General features: G+C 71.0%; 19 protein-coding genes. 8 read left to right on the forward strand and 11 right to left on the reverse strand.

Going from position 1 to position 15,981, the window contains the following annotated elements; genetic code table 11:
- A partial coding sequence (locus tag ACRWK8_RS03470) for a trehalase-like domain-containing protein (RefSeq protein WP_431868285.1) occupies positions 1–1,293 on the reverse strand: 1,293 nt, incomplete at its 3' end.
- 408 nt (positions 1,294–1,701) lie between these two features.
- Positions 1,702–2,418 (reverse strand): class I SAM-dependent methyltransferase, encoded by a 717-nt coding sequence (locus ACRWK8_RS03475; RefSeq protein WP_378747471.1) that lies wholly within the window; start codon positions 2,416–2,418, stop codon positions 1,702–1,704.
- A gap of 146 nt (positions 2,419–2,564) precedes the next feature.
- Here ACRWK8_RS03475 and ACRWK8_RS03480 point away from each other — a divergent pair, with 146 nt between their 5' ends.
- From ACRWK8_RS03480 to hisG, 3 genes are all read left to right on the forward strand, one after another.
- Positions 2,565–3,392 (forward strand): SDR family NAD(P)-dependent oxidoreductase, encoded by an 828-nt coding sequence (locus ACRWK8_RS03480; protein WP_378747468.1) that lies wholly within the window; start codon positions 2,565–2,567, stop codon positions 3,390–3,392.
- 99 nt (positions 3,393–3,491) lie between these two features.
- A complete protein-coding gene (locus ACRWK8_RS03485; protein WP_211715077.1) occupies positions 3,492–3,755 on the forward strand; it encodes a phosphoribosyl-ATP diphosphatase in 264 nt (87 codons plus the stop codon).
- Positions 3,756–3,844: 89 nt separating this feature from the next.
- Complete coding sequence (gene hisG / locus ACRWK8_RS03490) at positions 3,845–4,699, forward strand: ATP phosphoribosyltransferase (protein WP_378747458.1); 855 nt, start codon at positions 3,845–3,847, stop codon at positions 4,697–4,699.
- 12 nt (positions 4,700–4,711) lie between these two features.
- On the opposite strand, the gene ACRWK8_RS03495 is transcribed toward hisG, so the two are convergent.
- Positions 4,712–6,169 (reverse strand): cellulase family glycosylhydrolase, encoded by a 1,458-nt coding sequence (locus ACRWK8_RS03495; RefSeq protein WP_378747451.1) that lies wholly within the window; start codon positions 6,167–6,169, stop codon positions 4,712–4,714.
- A gap of 59 nt (positions 6,170–6,228) precedes the next feature.
- Between ACRWK8_RS03495 and ACRWK8_RS03500 the strand changes: the two genes are divergently transcribed.
- Positions 6,229–6,786, forward strand: a complete 558-nt coding sequence (locus ACRWK8_RS03500) for a hypothetical protein (protein WP_431868289.1) — start codon at positions 6,229–6,231, stop codon at positions 6,784–6,786.
- 119 nt (positions 6,787–6,905) lie between these two features.
- On the forward strand, positions 6,906–7,418 hold the full coding sequence (locus ACRWK8_RS03505) for a hypothetical protein (RefSeq protein ID WP_378747442.1): 513 nt from the start codon (positions 6,906–6,908) through the stop codon (positions 7,416–7,418).
- A 15-nt stretch (positions 7,419–7,433) separates the two neighbouring features.
- Here the strand turns inward: ACRWK8_RS03505 and ACRWK8_RS03510 are convergent, their stop codons facing one another.
- The gene (locus ACRWK8_RS03510) at positions 7,434–7,841 is read right to left on the reverse strand and encodes a DoxX family protein (RefSeq protein ID WP_431868291.1); all 408 of its coding nucleotides are present in this window, start codon (positions 7,839–7,841) and stop codon (positions 7,434–7,436) included.
- A 121-nt stretch (positions 7,842–7,962) separates the two neighbouring features.
- On the opposite strand from ACRWK8_RS03510, the gene ACRWK8_RS03515 reads away from it, so the two are divergent.
- Positions 7,963–8,673, forward strand: coding sequence for a spermine/spermidine synthase domain-containing protein (locus tag ACRWK8_RS03515; protein ID WP_488186444.1), 711 nt, complete (start codon positions 7,963–7,965; stop codon positions 8,671–8,673).
- A gap of 7 nt (positions 8,674–8,680) precedes the next feature.
- Here ACRWK8_RS03515 and ACRWK8_RS03520 read toward each other — a convergent pair whose 3' ends face one another.
- From ACRWK8_RS03520 to trxA, 7 genes are all read right to left on the reverse strand, one after another.
- On the reverse strand, positions 8,681–8,899 hold the full coding sequence (locus tag ACRWK8_RS03520; protein WP_378747430.1) for an EF-hand domain-containing protein: 219 nt from the start codon (positions 8,897–8,899) through the stop codon (positions 8,681–8,683).
- A 157-nt stretch (positions 8,900–9,056) separates the two neighbouring features.
- Entirely contained in the window at positions 9,057–9,965 is a 909-nt protein-coding gene (gene pstA / locus ACRWK8_RS03525; RefSeq protein ID WP_378747426.1) for a phosphate ABC transporter permease PstA, read from the reverse strand.
- Positions 9,962–10,969 (reverse strand): phosphate ABC transporter permease subunit PstC, encoded by a 1,008-nt coding sequence (gene pstC / locus ACRWK8_RS03530; RefSeq protein WP_378747421.1) that lies wholly within the window; start codon positions 10,967–10,969, stop codon positions 9,962–9,964. The genes pstA and pstC overlap by 4 nt, the downstream gene beginning before the upstream one ends.
- A 106-nt stretch (positions 10,970–11,075) precedes the next feature.
- Positions 11,076–12,218, reverse strand: a complete 1,143-nt coding sequence (gene pstS / locus ACRWK8_RS03535) for a phosphate ABC transporter substrate-binding protein PstS (protein WP_431868295.1) — start codon at positions 12,216–12,218, stop codon at positions 11,076–11,078.
- A 400-nt stretch (positions 12,219–12,618) separates the two neighbouring features.
- Positions 12,619–13,401, reverse strand: a complete 783-nt coding sequence (locus tag ACRWK8_RS03540; protein WP_431868297.1) for a response regulator transcription factor — start codon at positions 13,399–13,401, stop codon at positions 12,619–12,621.
- Positions 13,402–13,456: 55 nt separating this feature from the next.
- Complete coding sequence (gene pstB / locus ACRWK8_RS03545; protein ID WP_378747393.1) at positions 13,457–14,329, reverse strand: phosphate ABC transporter ATP-binding protein PstB; 873 nt, start codon at positions 14,327–14,329, stop codon at positions 13,457–13,459.
- Between the two features lie 279 nt (positions 14,330–14,608).
- Positions 14,609–14,983 (reverse strand): thioredoxin, encoded by a 375-nt coding sequence (gene trxA / locus ACRWK8_RS03550; protein ID WP_378747387.1) that lies wholly within the window; start codon positions 14,981–14,983, stop codon positions 14,609–14,611.
- Positions 14,984–15,256: 273 nt separating this feature from the next.
- Between trxA and ACRWK8_RS03555 the strand changes: the two genes are divergently transcribed.
- The gene (locus ACRWK8_RS03555) at positions 15,257–15,604 is read left to right on the forward strand and encodes a YidH family protein (RefSeq protein WP_378747380.1); all 348 of its coding nucleotides are present in this window, start codon (positions 15,257–15,259) and stop codon (positions 15,602–15,604) included.
- Positions 15,601–15,972 (forward strand): DUF202 domain-containing protein, encoded by a 372-nt coding sequence (locus ACRWK8_RS03560; protein ID WP_378747375.1) that lies wholly within the window; start codon positions 15,601–15,603, stop codon positions 15,970–15,972. The genes ACRWK8_RS03555 and ACRWK8_RS03560 overlap by 4 nt, the downstream gene beginning before the upstream one ends.
- Positions 15,973–15,981: the final 9 nt, after the last annotated feature.

Genomic DNA, 15,981 nt, shown 5'->3' on the forward strand with positions numbered 1-15,981 from the left:
GGCGGCGAGGACGTTCTCCGTGCGCGGAAGGTCCAGGTCCCGCACCCACGAGGACCAGTGGAGGGCCGCCTGCTCCTGGCGCTCCGCCTCGGTGCGCTCCTCGGCGGCGAGGGAGTCGGTGCCGCAGCGCAGTTCCAGCACCACGGGCCGTTCCGACCTCGGGTGGACGGTGGCGCGGGCGACGTCGTCGGTGCCGTCGTGGTCCACGCGCCACTCCACGCCGGGGGAGCGCAGGACCATGGGGAAGTCGGCGCCCTGCACGCGCAGGCCCTCGGGCTCGACGGTGATGCGGATGGGCGCGCGGCCGAAGTCGGGGCGCGGGGCGAACTCGACGGTGGCGGGGGTGACGCCGCCGATCACGCGGACGAGGTCGGTGCGGCCGGGCTCGGTGTCGTGGGCGAGGTAGTCGGTGACCTCCAGGCGGGACCAGCGGGTGCGCACGGTCATCGTGCCCGGCAGGTAGCGCTGGCCGAGGGGGAGCCCGCCGTGGGCGGGCGAGATCGCGAAGACGCCCGCCTGGCGGCCGCCCAGGACCTCCGCGAACAGGGCGTGGGAGTCCGGCTCGGGGTGGCAGAACCAGAGCAGACGCGCGTCCGGGCCGACCAGGGCGACGGACGCCTGGTTGGACAGCATCGACATGCGCTCGATGGGCGTGGGGCGCTCCCCGAACACCCAGGAGCGGCGCTCGGTGGCCAGGAGGGAGAGCAGGGACGCGGCGGTGGGGGTGTCCGGGACGCTGTGCGCGGCCTCGGTGGTCTCCTCACCGACCCGCACGCCCGCGTCGGCCCCGGCGTGCAGGTTCACGAACACCGACTCCTCGCCCTCGCCGCCGCCGATGTAGAGGATCGCGGTGGCCTCGACCTGCTCGCGGAGGAGTTCGAGGGCGGCGGACTTGTCGGCGGGCGGCGCGTCGGGGCCGGTGCCGGGGTGTCCGGGGTCGATGGTGAGGTCGGTGTCGAACTCGGTGCCGTAGGCGCCCACGAGGCGGACCTCGGCGGGCAGCCGGGAGAGGGCGGCCAGGTCACGCAGGGGGCGCGCGGAGATCACCGCGCACACGGTGCCGGGCAGGTCCGCGAGGTCGCGCAGGGCGCGGACGGCCTCGGGGAGCGGGCCCCGGTGGGTGGAGTCGACCGGGGCCAGGGCGCCGTCGTAGTCGCAGGCCACGAGCAGGCGTGAGGTGCGGGCCAACGCGGAGACGCGCTGCCGGACGTCGAGGGGCATGGTCTCCAGGGTCGTGTCGGTTGGTCCCTGCGGGACCGCCGGAGTCGCTCTGACCACCTGGGTGAGCGTCACGTTGCCTCCTCCACTGGTCCATTACCGACCTGGGAAATAGGTGAGATGTAGGACTCCGCGCGCATGTGTCCGGATCACCCGGGTCTCGTAGGGAGAACGTAGACCAGGTGGGCATGGCGCGGGATGAACTTCGCGGGCCTTTGAGTAGACCTAAAGAACATTTGGCATTCAAACGGATAAAACGGTCATCCGTGCTGTTCTGTAAAAGATCAGGTGCCTCAGAAGTCAACGCGAGACTACCTGCGACCTACACGTGCGCGTGCACGTGAAGGGAGTGATGCAGATCACGCATAGGTGAGGGGGGTCGGACACGTCGAACCCCGCCCCCGGGCCGTGGAACGGGGTCCACGGCCGGTGGACGGGGTGCGCGGAGGACGGGGAGTGATCGGGGGTGCGCCGAAGCGCCGGTCAGGAGCTCGACGACTCCCATTCCGGCTTGCGGAGGTGGTGGACCCACGCGGGCGGGATGTTGGCGAACACCTTCTCCGAGCCGATTCCGTAACGGTCCAGCCAGTCCTGCACCACCCAGCTGGTCCGCGCCTGGCGGAGGTAGTCCTCGCGGCGGGCGATCACCGCCTTGACCTCCTTCGTGTACAGGTACCCGTAGAAGGAGAGCGTCCCGCCGGGGCGGAGCACGGTGAAGTAGTAGTCGAGGATGCCGCGCACGGTGTCGGCGGTGAAGTTGGCGAACGGCAGGCCGGAGACGATCACGTCGTAGGTGCGGTCGGTGCCCATCTCGTCCACGAGACAGGCGTGCACCTCCGCGCTGTCCGCGATCGGTGACATCACCGGATCGGTCTCCAGCAGGTGCTCCACGTAGGCGGCGAACTCCGGGTTGGCCTCCACGAAGTCCACGGTGTCACCCGGACGCATGGCCGCCGCGATCCCGCGGCTGATGGCGCCGGTTCCGGCACCCGCCTCCAGGATGCGCAACGGCTCGTCGGGATCGGGTCGGTGGCGGATGTGCTCGGCCATGGCGTGGGCCAGGGCGCTGCTGCTGGGCACGATGGAACCCGTCGCATGGAAGGTGCGCAACGCCTGGCTGAAGAAGAGTCTGGTGTCACGCAGACGTTCCTCCAGCCTGAGGGCGGCCAGGGGTCCGGTGGGGCTCTGGGTCTCGGACATGACTGAACGCTAACGCGTCGGTGTGTCCCAGGGGAGACCGCGCGGCCGTTTGTCCCGGAAACACCGCGTGGCCATCACCACCACCGGAACGGGAACCGGGGGCGCCTGAGCCGACCGGGCACGGCGCCACGGCCTACCCTGAGGGCATGAGCGACGCCGCCACGACCCCCGGACCCTCCCACCCCCGGACCGCACTGGTCACCGGGGCCTCCGGCGGGATCGGGGAGGAGTACGCCCGGCGCCTCGCCCAGCGCGGCTACGCCCTCGTCGTGGCCGCGCGCCGCCACGACCTCCTGGACGAGCTCGCGGAGCAGGTCCGGGAGCGGTACGGAACCTCCGTCGAGGTCCTGCCCGCCGACCTCGGCACCTCCGAGGGCGTCGCCGCCGTCGCCGCCCGCCTCACCGAGGACGGCACCGGTGAGCTCGCGCCGGTGGACCTGCTGGTCAACAACGCCGGGCGCGGCGACGGGGGGACCTTCACGGACCAGGACCCCGCCGAGATCGACGCCATGATCGACCTCAACGTCCGTGCCGTCCTCCACCTGGCCCGCGCGGTCCTGCCGGTGCAGATCGCCCGCCGCGCGCACGGGTACACGGAACCGCTGGGCGTGGTGAACGTGGCCTCGATGGCCGGGGAGATCCCCGCCAACCCGGGCGGATCGGTGTACGGCGCGGGCAAGAAGTTCGTGACCCTGTGGAGCGAGAGCGTCGCCGCCGAGGTGCGCAGGCACGGCGTCCAGGTGACCGTGGTCCTGCCCGGCTTCGTGCGCACCGACATGACCCGGGGCGTCCAGGAACAGGGGATGCCCGCCTTCGCCTTCGTCCCCAAGGAACACATCGTCCGCGACTCCCTGGCCGCCTGGTCCGCCGGGCGCCCGGCGGTCATCCCCGGGGCCCAGTACAAGGCCGCGGACGGCATCCTGCGTCTCCTGCCCCGCCCCCTCGTTCGCGCCGTCGCCCGCCGGATGGCCTGACCTGGGTCTCCCACATTCTGAGACATTCGGTCCCCGGTTGGTCACGGGCCGTCGGTTGCGCCTACCCTGGTACCGCACTGCCGGTCGAGGAAAGAGACCATGAAGACCTTCGAAGAGCTGTTCGCCGAGCTGTCAGAGAAGGCACGCTCCCGCCCCGAGGGGTCCGGGACCGTCGCCCAACTCGACGCCGGCGTCCATGCCATCGGCAAGAAGGTCGTCGAGGAGGCCGCTGAGGTCTGGATGGCCGCCGAGTACCAGTCGGACGACGAGGCCGCCGAAGAGATCTCGCAGCTCCTCTACCACCTCCAGGTTCTGATGCTGGCCCGTGGCCTGCGCCTCGAGGACGTCTACAAGCATCTGTAGGCCGGAACCCCGCGCCCCTCACCGGGCGCGTGCGCGGACCGGCCCACCGGACGTCCCCGAACCACGCCAGAACTGACAAGGAACCCGTCATGCCCGACATGCTCCGCATCGCCGTGCCCAACAAGGGCCAGCTGTCCGAACCCGCCGTCCAGATGCTGGGCGAGGCCGGGTACCGGCAGCGCAAGAGCAGCCGCGACCTCGTGCTGGTCGACCCCGACAACAACACCGAGTTCTTCTTCCTGCGCCCCAAGGACATCGCCGTCTACGTCGGAGAGGGGATCCTCCAGGCGGGGATCACCGGCCGCGACATGCTGCTGGACTCCGGCGCCCCGGTGGACGAGGTCCTGCCGCTGGGCTTCGGCGGCTCCACCTTCCGCTTCGCGGCGCCCGGCGGCGGCACGATGAAGGTCTCCGACCTCGACGGCAAGCGCGTCGCCACCTCCTTCGACGGCCTGCTCCGCGCCTACCTGGAGGAGCGCGGCATCGACGCGCGCGTCATCCACCTGGACGGCGCCGTGGAGAGCTCCGTGCAGCTCGGGGTGGCCGACGCGGTGGCCGACGTCGTCTCCACCGGCACCACGCTGCGCAACGCGGGGATGGAGACCTTCGGCGACCCGATCCTGGTCTCCGAGGCCGTCGTCATCCGGCCCACGGACGCCCCCGAGGACCGGCAGATCGACCAGCTGCTGCGCCGTCTGCGCGGCGTCCTCGTGGCCCGCGACTACGTGATGATGGACTACGACGTGCACGCCGAGAACCTGGAGGCGGCGGTCGCCCTCACCCCGGGCATGGAGGGACCGACGGTCTCCCCGCTGCACCGTGAGGGCTGGGTCGCGGTCCGTTCGATGGTGCCGCGCAAGGAGGCCCAGCGGATCATGGACGACCTCTGGCAGCTCGGCGCCCGCGCCATCCTGGTCACCGACATCTACGCCTGCCGCCTCTGAGCGCGACCCCGCTCAGCCGGGGGCGACGGTCAGCAGGGTCTCGTCGCCGTCGGCGGCGTCCGGGACGGTGACGTGCAGGACCCGCCGGGTGTCGTCCCAGCGCGACGTCCAGCCGTCGTCCCCGGCCGGGGTGTCCACGGTCAGCTCGTACCCGGCGCCGAAGACGTCCTCGGGCAGGTACAGCTCGGTGGACCCCGACGCCCCGTTCCCGGCGTAGCGCACCGTCAGGGCCCCGGTGGCGTCGTCGTGCCGCAGTTCCCGGGGCTGGCCCGCGACCGCGCGCGGGTAGGCCCGGTTCATGACGTGGGCCAAGGGGCCGGGGGTGAGTTCGTCACCCTCGGCCCGGTCCTCCCAGGGACCCCACCCGTCGTGGTCGTTGGACCAGTAGGCGCGCCCGGCCGCCATCGCCTCGGTCTCCTCCAGCATCCGGCCGACGAACTCCGGAGCGCCCGCGCCGGACATGTCCAGGCCGAACTCGCCCAGCACGATCGGTGCCTCCAGGCGTTCGCCCACCACCCGGACGTTGCGGGACCACAGGTCCACGCTGGCGTCGATCCGCTCCCGGGCCCCGCCCGCGTAGGGCTGGCCCAGGTCCATGGGCAGGGCGTACATGTGCGGGGCGTAGACGATCCTCGGCTCGCCCTCGCGGGGGTCCTCGATCCGGGGCAGGAACGAGGGCAGGCCCCAGTTCACGCCCACGGCCTGGCCCTCCACGAAGATCCACGTGTCCTGGTCGACCTCCCGGACGCGCGCGACGGACCGGCGGTAGAGCTCCGCGAGGGGCCCGGCCTCGAAGTCGGCGCCCTGGAGGCTGCCGCCGAAGGGTTCGTTCATGAGGTCGTAGCCGATCACCGCCGGGTGGCCGGAGAAGCGCTCGGCCACGTGGCCCCAGGCGTCGGCGTAGGCGTCCATCAGTCCCGGGTGCTCCCCGGTGGTGCCCCAGAAGTGGTCGAAGGAGCGCACGACCCCGGGCTCCAGGTAGACCAGCTCCCACATCTCCCGGCTCTCCACCCGCAGCCCGTCGTCGTGGGTGGCCCACTCGGGGGCGCCGTTGCCGGAGTGCTCCTCGGGGCTGGTGTGGCGGCCGTACAGGTCCTGGTGCATGTCGAGCAGCACGTGGTACCCGCGGTCGGCGTACCACTCCACGCGCTCGGCGACGGCGTCCAGGTACTCCTCGTCGTAGACGCCCTCCTCGGGTTCCAGCGCCTGCCACTGGATGAGGAAGCGGACGAAGTTGGTGCCCATGGCGTCGTACTCGGCCTGGACGTCGTCCTCCGTGATCCACGGCAGCCGGTCCGGGTCGCCCTTGGCCGACCCCGACGTGTTCAGGCCGTGGAGGAAGAGCGCCCTGCCCTGGTCGTCGGTGAGGTACCGGGTGGGCCCCGGTTCGTGCGCGGTGGCGGCGGCGGTGAGGCCACCGGCTGCCAGCACGAGCGCGGCCAGGGCGGCGGTGACGAGCCTGCGGTGCAATCTCGCTCCTGGGGGGAGGGTGACTCCGGGAGGTGTGCGATGAGACCTGGGTCACTATCATGCAAAAGGTGAATGTTATTCGCAACAGCCCCCCGGCCCCCCGCCCCCTCCTCGTCCCCGGCGTCGCCGGGGCCGCGACCCTCGTCCCCTGCCTGCTCTTCGGGAACGCCGCCTTCCTCACCTGGCTGGGGTCCCGCGCCGCCTGGCTGACGCTGCCCACGTCACTGGGCGTCCCCTTCGCCTTCCCGAGGCTCAGCCTCACCACCCTCGCGGGCCAGCCGGGCTGGCACCTGGCGACCGAACTCCTCGCCGTCGCGGTCCTGGCCGCCGTCACCGCCCGGCGGGTCCACCGGGCACGCCGGGCCCGCCCCGGGGCGAACGCCTGGCGGACCCTGTTGTCCGCCTGGTCCGGAGTGGCCCTGGGGCTGGCACTGGCCAACGCCCTGCGCGCGTCCGCCGCCGTCCTGGCCGTGGGCGCGGGCCCGGCGGCCCTGTTCTCCTACGCCCTCGCCGGAGCCCTGACGGGCCTGCTGTGGGCGGTCTGCCTGGGATGGGTGTGCGCCGTACCGGCGGCCCTGACCCACCGACTCACCCGCCCGGAGGCCGTCACGCACTAGGGGCGAGGCGGTCGGACGCCTCCGCCCGTGGGGGGCCGGTCCCGGACCCGGGACGAGGGTTCGACCGTGTCCGTCGGGGGATCAACCCCTCTCGTCCCCCACGGAGAGCAGGTCCTCGGTTGAACCCCGATCCGAGCTTCCTTCCCGCCTGGGCCCCCTGGGTCCTCGTCGTGGCGACCACCGCCCTGGTGACGTTCGCCGTACGCACGCGGGTCGCCCCCGAGAGCGGTTACGCCCGGGGGCAGGCCCACCGCGAACGCCTGCTCGGCATGGCGCCGTTCTTCTCCGAGCGCCGCCGAAGGGCGGCCCGCGCGATCCGTGCGGGCGAACGAGTGAGCGATCCGGAGCTGGGCCGGGTCGTCTACCTGCTGGCGTGGGAACGCCACTGGTACACGTTCAACCCCTGGCAGCCGCGCGGGATCGGTTCCCTGACCGTCGCGATGCTGGCCCTGTCCCTGGTCGGCGCCGCCTTCGCCACCGATCCCGACCTCGGGACACTCGCGGGGGTGCCAGCCCTCCTCCTGGCGGCGTACGCGGTCTACGAGACGGCGGTTCCCCGGCGACGGGCGGCCGAGGCGATGGCGGCCCACCGGGGGCATGGAACATCCGAGGACCCGTCACCGGGAGTCTGACCCTCCCGTCGGCGCTCAGGCCCCGGGCTTCTCCTGCCTGGGGCGGGACTGGAGGGCGGCCCAGATCAGGGGCACCTGGAGCGGGACGCGGCCCCAGGCGACGGCCCGGTTGTCCGCCACGGAGGGCAGGCGTCCGGAACCGGAGTCGAGCGCCATCCGGACGTTGGCGGGCCACACGGCCAGCAGCAGCGCCGCGCTGGCCGGTCCGGCCCACCTCCGGCGAGTCAGCAGTCCGGCGCCGCAGACCAGCTCGGCCACGCCGCTGCCGTACACGAACGCGCGGTGCGCGGGCAGCCGACGCGGCATGATCGCCTCGAACGGCCGTGGGGCCGCGAAGTGCAGCACCCCCGAACTCACGAACATCGCTCCCAGAGCGAGCGGGGCCGCTCCGCGCAGCTTCTCCAGGCGTTCACCCATGGACATACACACTCCTCACGTGACGCGCCGGAACCCAAACTACTCGTGAGTCAGGCGGAGGCCCCCACCGGCCCGCCGAACCGGATTCCACCGGCCCGACGCGCGGGGAACGGGCACAATGTGGGTCATGAACCAGCCAACGCGAGACCCCGAAGTCGAGGCTGACTCCGTCACCCTGGCCAGAGTGACGGGTGAGACCGGCGGTGACCTGGTGCTGCGCCGGGTGGGCGCGCACTACGAGATCTACTCCAACGGACTCTTCCTCATGGACACCCGCGACGGCACGTCGGAGCGGGAGATGGTGCGCGCCAGCCTGGCCGCGCTTCCCCCGGGCCGTTCGCACGCCCGTGTGCTGGTCGGCGGGCTGGGCGTGGGCTTCTCCGCCCGCGAGGCGCTCGACAACCCCCGCGTCTCCCGAGTGGACGTGGTGGAGCTCGAACCGCAGGTGATCGCCTGGCACGAGGACGAGCTCGGTGAGGCCGCCGAGTACGTCCACCGCGACCCCCGCTGCCGTATCCACAACGCCGACATCGTCGCCTGGATCGCGGAGGCCTCCGCCGCCGACCAGCCCGGCCGCTTCGACGTCATCTGCCTGGACACCGACAACGGACCGGACTGGACCGTGGTCGAGAACAACAACCGCCTGTACGAGGCGGCCGGGCTCGAACAGCTGACCCGGCTGCTCACCCCCGGCGGGGTGCTCTCGTTCTGGAGCGCCAACGCCGTGGACAGCTTCGAGGCCCTGCTGCGGGGTCGCTTCGCCACGGTGGAGGCCGTGGAGGTGGTGGTGGCCCGGGGCGTCCCGGACATGGTCTACCTGGCCTCCGACCCCCTCTGAGGCGAGGTCAGCCCTGGTTGCGGGACATGTAACGGGCGAACTCCTCCAGGGAGATCCGCTGGTCCCCGTCTCCGTCCATCGCGCGCACGACCTCGGCGGCCTGCTCGTCGGTGGTCTGGTCACCGAGGTTGCGCATCAGAGCGGCCAGCTCCTGGGCGGAGATGAGGCCGTCGTTGTCGGTGTCCACGAGGGTGAAGGTGGCGGCGTACTCGGTGGTGTCGGCCATCGGGGGCTCTCCGGTTCCTGCTGGGGAAAGGGCTCGCGCCAGGCTACCGACGGACGCCGCGCGGGGCCACCGGCAGGTCCCCGACCCGGAACACGCGCGAGGGGCCGCGCCCGCCCACCGGGCGGGACACGGCCCCTCCCAGGGGTCGTTCCGGGGATCAGTGTGCGTTCGTGGAGGCCTTCGAGCCGACCCAGCGGGCGACCACGGTGAAGGCCAGGACCAGGACGAACAGGCACAGTGCGGCGCCCCAGGCCCGGTCGATCCCGGCCTCGAAGGGCTGCGTGGCGCCCCGGTACAGCTGCATCGGGACCGCGCCCTGCGGGTCGCCCTGGAAGGTCGTCACGACCAGGCCCGTGCCGAAGGCGGTGAGCAGCAGCGGCGCCGTCTCACCGATGCCGCGCGCGATCGCCAGCATCGAACCGGTGGTCAGACCCGGCGCGGCGGCGGGCAGCACCGTGTGCACGATCGTCTGCCACTTGCGCGCGCCCAGGCCGTAGCTGGCGTTGCGCATCTCGTTGGGGACCAGCCGCAGCATCTCCTCCGAGGACCGGGTCACGATGGGCAGCATCATCACCGCGATGGCCACCGCGCCCACGAAGGTGCCGAAGCCCATGCCGCCCCAGCCGATCACCAGCAGGCCGTACACGAACAGGCCCACGAAGATCGAGGGGATGCCGGTCATCACGTCGGTGAAGAAGCGGATCGCCGAGGTCAGGCGGTTGGGCCCGTACTCCACGATGTACACGGCTGTGGCGATGCCGAACGGGATCGACATCAGGACGGCCAGCGCCATGATGTACAGCGTTCCGAAGAACCCGGCCGCGTAGCCGCCGCCCTCGCGCCGGGGCGGGGGCTCGACCTGCGTGACGAAGTCCAGGTTGACCACGCCGATGCCGCGACGGGTCACCTCGAAGACGATGAGGACCAGCGGGATCATCGCGACGACCATGGCGGCGGTCAGGACGACGGTGGCGCTCCGGTCCTTGAAGCGCCGGAAGGAGGAGCCCGGGGGGCGCTGGCTCAGGGGGGCGTGCCTGCTGGGGGGTGTCGAGGTCAGGGTGCTCATACGGCGGCGTCTCCCGTCATGCGTCCCAGACGCCAGACGATGACGCGGGCGAGGATGTTGACGATCATCGTGACCAGGAACAGGGCCACACCGATGGCCATCAGGGCGGTCCTGGACTCGGGGGTGGCCTCGCCGAAGGTCGCGGCGATGTGCGAGGCCATGCTGCTGCCCGTCCCGAACAGGCTCGCGCCCCAGGACTGGGATCCGCCGATCAGCATGAGAACGGCGATGGTCTCGCCCAGCGCGCGGCCCAGGCCGAGCATGGCGGCGGCCACGATCCCGGAGAAGCTGGCGGGCAGGACCACGTTGCGCAGGACCTCCCAGCGGGTGGAGCCCAGCGCGTACGCCGCCATCCGCTGCTCGACCGGGTGCACCGCGATGACCTCGCGGATGATGGCGGTCATGATCGGCAGAATCATGATGGCCAGCACGATCCCGGCGGACAGGTAGCCCACCCCGCGGATCGGGCCCTCGAAGAGGAAGAACCAGCCGAGGACGCCCTCCAGGAACTCGAAGAACGGCCGCAGCACGTTCGGCAGGAACCAGTGCAGGCCCCACAGGCCGAAGATGACGCTGGGGACCGCGGCGAGCAGCTCCACCGTGTAGGAGAGCGGCTTGGCGATCCGACGCGGCGCCATGTGGGTGAGGTAGAAGGACACCATGATCGCCAGCGGGAGCGCGATGACGATGGCGATGGTCGCGGTCACCAGGGTGCCGTAGATGAACGGCCAGGCGCCGTAGGTGCCGGTGATCTCGGACCGCGAGTTGCCCGACTGCCACTGCTCCCCCGTGAGGAAGCCGAAGAAGCCCTCCTTCGCGAAGACGGGCCAGGCCTCGGTGGTGGTGCGCAGGACCATCAGGGCCAGGATGACCAGGACGATGGTGCCGCAGGACGCGACGGCCCACTTGAAGAGGGGGTCGGCCATCCTCCCCTTGCTCGACCTCAGCGTCGTGCCCCGCCGGGGATCCTCCGGGGCCGGGGCCTCTGGGGCCTCAGTGGACATGGTGCTTCTCCTCTTGATGGCTTTCGTGGGAGTGGGAGATGCGGTGGCGCCCCGGTGGGGGCAGAGGGGCGGGGCCGGGGCGCTCCGGCCCCGGCCCCGGTGAGGGCTACTCCTGGGAGTCGTCCTCGGCGTTCGCGTCGGCGTTGGCCTCGGTGTCGCCGCCGCCCTCGTTCTCGGAGTTGGTGCGCTCGATCTCGGCGAGCACGCGCTCCTTGAGCTCGTCACCCAGCGGGGCGTAGCCCAGCTCCGCGACGATCTCGTTGGCGCCCTCGTCGGTCAGGGCCCAGGTCCAGAAGTCGATGATCGCGTCGGCCTCGGCCTGCTCGTAGCCGCAGGTGTAGGTGAAGATCCAGTTGGTACCGGCGATCGGGTAGCCCGCGCCGCCGATGCCGTCGATGCTGAACCGGAAGTCCTCGGGGATCTCCGCCTCCTCCGAGGCGGCCGTGGTGGACTCCAGGGTCGGCGCGATGGGCTCGCCGTCCGCGTTGATGACGTGGGCGGAGGCCAGGCCGGCCTCCTGCGCGAAGGCCTGGTTCACGTAGCCCACGCCGCCCGGGTTCTGGCTGATGCCCTGGGCGACACCGTCGTTGCCCTGGCCGCCGACCAGGCCGGGGGCCCAGTCGATCTCGCCGCCCGAGCCGTACTCGTCGGCCCACGAGTCCACCTCGGTGGAGAGGTAGTGGGTGAAGACCTCGGTGGTGCCGGAGCTGTCCGAACGGTGGACCGGGATGATCTCGTCGTCCGGCAGGTCCATGTCCGGGTTGAGGTCCGCGATGGCCGGGTCGGTGTACGAGGTGATGTCGCCGGAGTAGATGCCGGCGATGGTCTCGGCGTCCAGGACCAGACCGTCGAGGTCGGGGTTGTCGAAGGCGATGACGACCGAGCCGAACACGACCGGGAACTGGAGGGCCTCGCAGCCGCGGCCGTCGGCGGCGGTGGCCAGGTCCTCGTCGGTCAGGTAGCGCTCGGAGGAGCCGAAGTTGACCGTCTGCTCCAGGAACTGCTCGATGCCGGCGCCGGAGCCCACGCTCTGGTAGTTGATGCTGACGCCGGGCTGCACCTCCTGGCTGTAGGTGTGCATCCAGTCCTGGAAGAGCGGGTCGGGGAAGCTGGCCCCGGCACCGGTCAGCGAGGCGCTGAGGTCCCCGCCGGAGGCGGAGTCGTCCGCGCCGTCGGAGCCGCTGCCGCACGCCGTGGCGAGCAGGGGGATGGCCGCCAGGACGGCGAGCTTGGAACGCCCGTTGCGCATGTCGTGGTTCTCCTCGTTGAATGACCGCTGTCGGGGCTGACGTGAAACGACACTAGGCGCGTAGAAAGTCGCGGTGTCATCGAAATAGAGGCGGTTGGGTAGAAGAACAGTGAATGCCAGGTGAATGGGGGTTACTGTTTGATAACGGGCGCTGTGTGCGGGGGTGTGCGCGGTCGTGCGGGCGTTCCTCGGAGGTCCGCTCGTGTCCGCTCTGACCTGCTGTGATGGGATCGTTTCCGAGAGTGCTGTCGGTGTCGGTGATGCAGGGGGAGACAACTTCGCATTCTTCGGACGTCACCGTTTCGTGGGCTTCGGTAAAAGGTGACGCGCACATGAACGTCGGGCCACTCCGGCGCCGGCCGGAGAGGCCTCGAAAAAGTGCGCGATCTCCTTTGTCCGCCTACCTGGCGCTCGTCGTGTCCAGCCGGTAGCCGATGCCCCGGACCGTGTGGATGAACCGGGGCTGGGCCTCCGAGTCACCCAGCTTGTGACGCAGGCGCCGGATGTGCACGGCGATCGTGTTGTTCACCGGCGGGAGCGGCTTGCGCCAGACCTCGGTCCACAGCTCCTCCCTGCTGACCACCCGGCCGCTGTGCCGGAGCAGGAAGTCCATGATCCCGAACTCCCGCAGCGCCAGATTGACCGGCTGGCCGTCCACGAACAGCCGGTGCCCCAGCGCGTCCAGCTCCAGGTCGCCCGAGCGCAGTGCCACCGGTCCGCCGGGGGCGGATGACGGGGCGGTCTCGCTCCCCGGAAGCGAACCGCGCAGCAGCGCCGCGAGCTCGGGGATGCGGTAGGGGCGGTTCACACAGGCGGTGGCCCCCGCCGAGAGGGCCCGCATCGCCCGCTGCGAGTCGCCCGCGCCCACCCCGATCAGGATCGGGATGTCCATGGCCCGGCGCGTCACCCGCACCAGCGTCTCCAGGTCCACCTCGGGCGGGGCCGCGTTGGTCAGCAGGGTGTCCGGCCGCACCATCCCCACCCGGAGCAGGGCCTCGGCGCCGTCCACGCACACCGTGATGTCCACGTCGTGTCCGCTCAGCGAGAGCACCAGCTGGTGCGACTGCTCGGACTCGGGCTCCACCAGCAGGACTCTCAACGGACCCTCCGTGCGCCGCGTCGTCTCGTCGTCCGGCGCGCCGGTGGGCGGGGGGACCGGTGCGGAGCGGGTGAGCGCGGGCATGGGCGGGTCCAGTTCGTCGAGAGCTACGGGGGCGGGTGGAGCTCGACCGGCCGGTCTACCCGAAGCGGCCCGAGATGTAGTCCTCGGTGCGCTGGTCGGAGGGCTTGCTGAAGATCGTCGCGGTCTCGTCGTACTCCACGAGGCTGCCGTAGCGGTCGCCCGCGTCGTCCACGCTGGCGGTGAAGAAGGCCGTGCGGTCCGAGACGCGCGCCGCCTGCTGCATGTTGTGGGTGACGATGACGATCGTGTACTCGGCCGCCAGCTCGTACATGAGGTCCTCGATCTTGAGGGTGGCGATCGGGTCGAGCGCCGAGCAGGGCTCGTCCATGAGGATGACCTCGGGGTTCACCGCGATGGTGCGGGCGATGCACAGGCGCTGCTGCTGACCGCCGGAGAGGGCGAAGGCGCTCTCCTTGAGCTTGTCCTTGACCTCGTCCCACAGGGCGGCCTTGGTGAGGGTCTCCTCGACCAGGTCGTCCATGTTGCCGCGCGTCCCGTTGATCCGGGGGCCGTAGGCGACGTTGTCGTAGATGGACTTGGGGAACGGGTTGGGCTTCTGGAAGACCATCCCGATCCGGCGGCGTACCTCGATCGGGTCCACGTCGGAGGCGTACAGGTCCTCACCGTGGTAGGTCACCCGGCCCTCGACCCGCGCGCCCGGGATGAGGTCGTTCATCCGGTTGAGCGTGCGCAGGACCGTGCTCTTGCCGCAGCCGGAGGGGCCGATCATCGCGGTGATCTGGCGCGGGCCCACCTTCATGTCCACGTCGCGCACGGCCTTGTTGGACCCGTAGTGGATCGACAGGTCGCTGATGTCGAAGACGGGGTCGCCCAGGCCGGGGACCTCGCGGTTGTACCGGACGGTGTCGGGGGCGATGCCGCGGCCGGACTCGGTGCCTCGCGGGGTCGCGGTGTTGCTGACAGACATGGGGCCACTTCCGGTTCGGACGGAGCTCGGTGTGCGTGAGGGGATGAAACCCGCGGAGTGCGGTCGATTCCCATGCAAATATGTCCGCGTGAAGCCAGGGTGAACGAACCCCGTGGCCAAGATGAACGTGGGCGGTGGAGTAGGAAGCCCCCGGTGACGTTCGGGTGTCCTCCCCGGTCGGAGCGGTCACGGGCCCCGGACCGCCCCCGCACACGAACGCCCCGACGCCCGTGCCGGTCGTGGCACGGTCGTCGGGGCGGTCGACGCTGGGAGGGTCCGCTACTGGGCGGAGCCCTCGCCCTGCTCGGAGATCTTCTGCTTGACCTCGTTCATGTCCAGCTCCCGGGCCTGGGTGATCAGGCTCTCCAGGGCCTCGGAGGGGAGGGCACCCGGCTCGTTGTAGATGACCGTCTGGTCGCGCACGATCATCAGCGTGGGGATCGACTGGATCTTGAACTCGAAGGCGAGCTCCCGCTGGGCCTCGGTGTCGACCTTGGCGTGCACGATGTCCGTGTGCTTCTCCGAGGACTTGTCGAACACGGGGGCGAACTGGCGGCAGGGACCGCACCAGTCAGCCCAGAAGTCGATCAGGACGAAGCTGTTGTCCTTCAGCGTTTCCGCGAAGTTGTCTTTGGTGAGTTCGACGGTGGACACGTGGTCTCCTGCTCTTCGTTCGTTGTTGGTGTCGACCTGTGGCCAACTGCCATCCTCTTGGGTGCTACAGCGGTCGTGCCCACTCGTTTGTTCCACATGCCTCGGAGGCGGTGCGCGCACGCGCCGCCGACCGGTGGTTTCCGACACAACGCGTGTTGTCGACCTGTTTGGGAGGAAAGGGCGAACACGGTTAGTGTCGGCCTGCGGGGCACGGGTTCATTGTCGTGACCAGAGCTTCCGTTGTGGGTCGAACGCCGAAAACCGGGGGGACCGATGAGCTCCGAGGCGCCGGGGGACGAACAGGGCGTGGACTACCGCTTCACCCTCGCCAACGAACGTACCTTCCTGGCGTGGATCCGGACCGCGTTGGCGTTGCTCGCGGGTGCGGTCGCCGTCCTCCACCTGCTGCCCCTGGGCTGGGACGAGGCGCCGCGCACCCTGGTGGGACTGCTGCTGGCCGTCCTCGCCGGGATCGTCACCGTGTACGCGCCGCTGCGCTGGTACCGCGTGCAGCGGGTGATGAGCCGGGGCGAACCCCTCCCGATGAGCCTGCTCCCGCTGGTCACCACGTTCGCCGTGGCGGCGGTGTGCCTCCTGGTCCTGCTGGGGAACCTGCTGTGAGACCCCGGGAGGTCCGTCGGGACCCCGGCCTCCAGCCCGAACGCACCCTGCTGTCCTGGCAGCGGGCGCTCATCCTGCTCGCCGTGGTGGGCCTGGTCTACCTGCGGGGGCCGCTCGACCCCGCCTCCGGCGTCGTCCCGGAGGTGGCGCCCGCGCTCCGGGCGGCCGTCATGGCCTTCACCCTGCTGCTGGGCACCGGCCTCGGGCTGCACCTGTGGCTGCGGTGGCGGCGCACCGAGTACGGGCTCCGGGAACCGGGGACGGGGCGGGCGCCGCTGAGTGTGGCCCGCCCGTGGGCGATGGTCCTGCTCAGCGCGGGCGTCCTCGTCCTGACCCTGGTCGTGGTGGCGACCGTGCTCCTGCCGTGAGCGCGCCGC

Source organism: Nocardiopsis eucommiae (genome assembly GCF_965344335.1).
GTDB classification, from domain to species: domain Bacteria; phylum Actinomycetota; class Actinomycetes; order Streptosporangiales; family Streptosporangiaceae; genus Nocardiopsis; species Nocardiopsis eucommiae.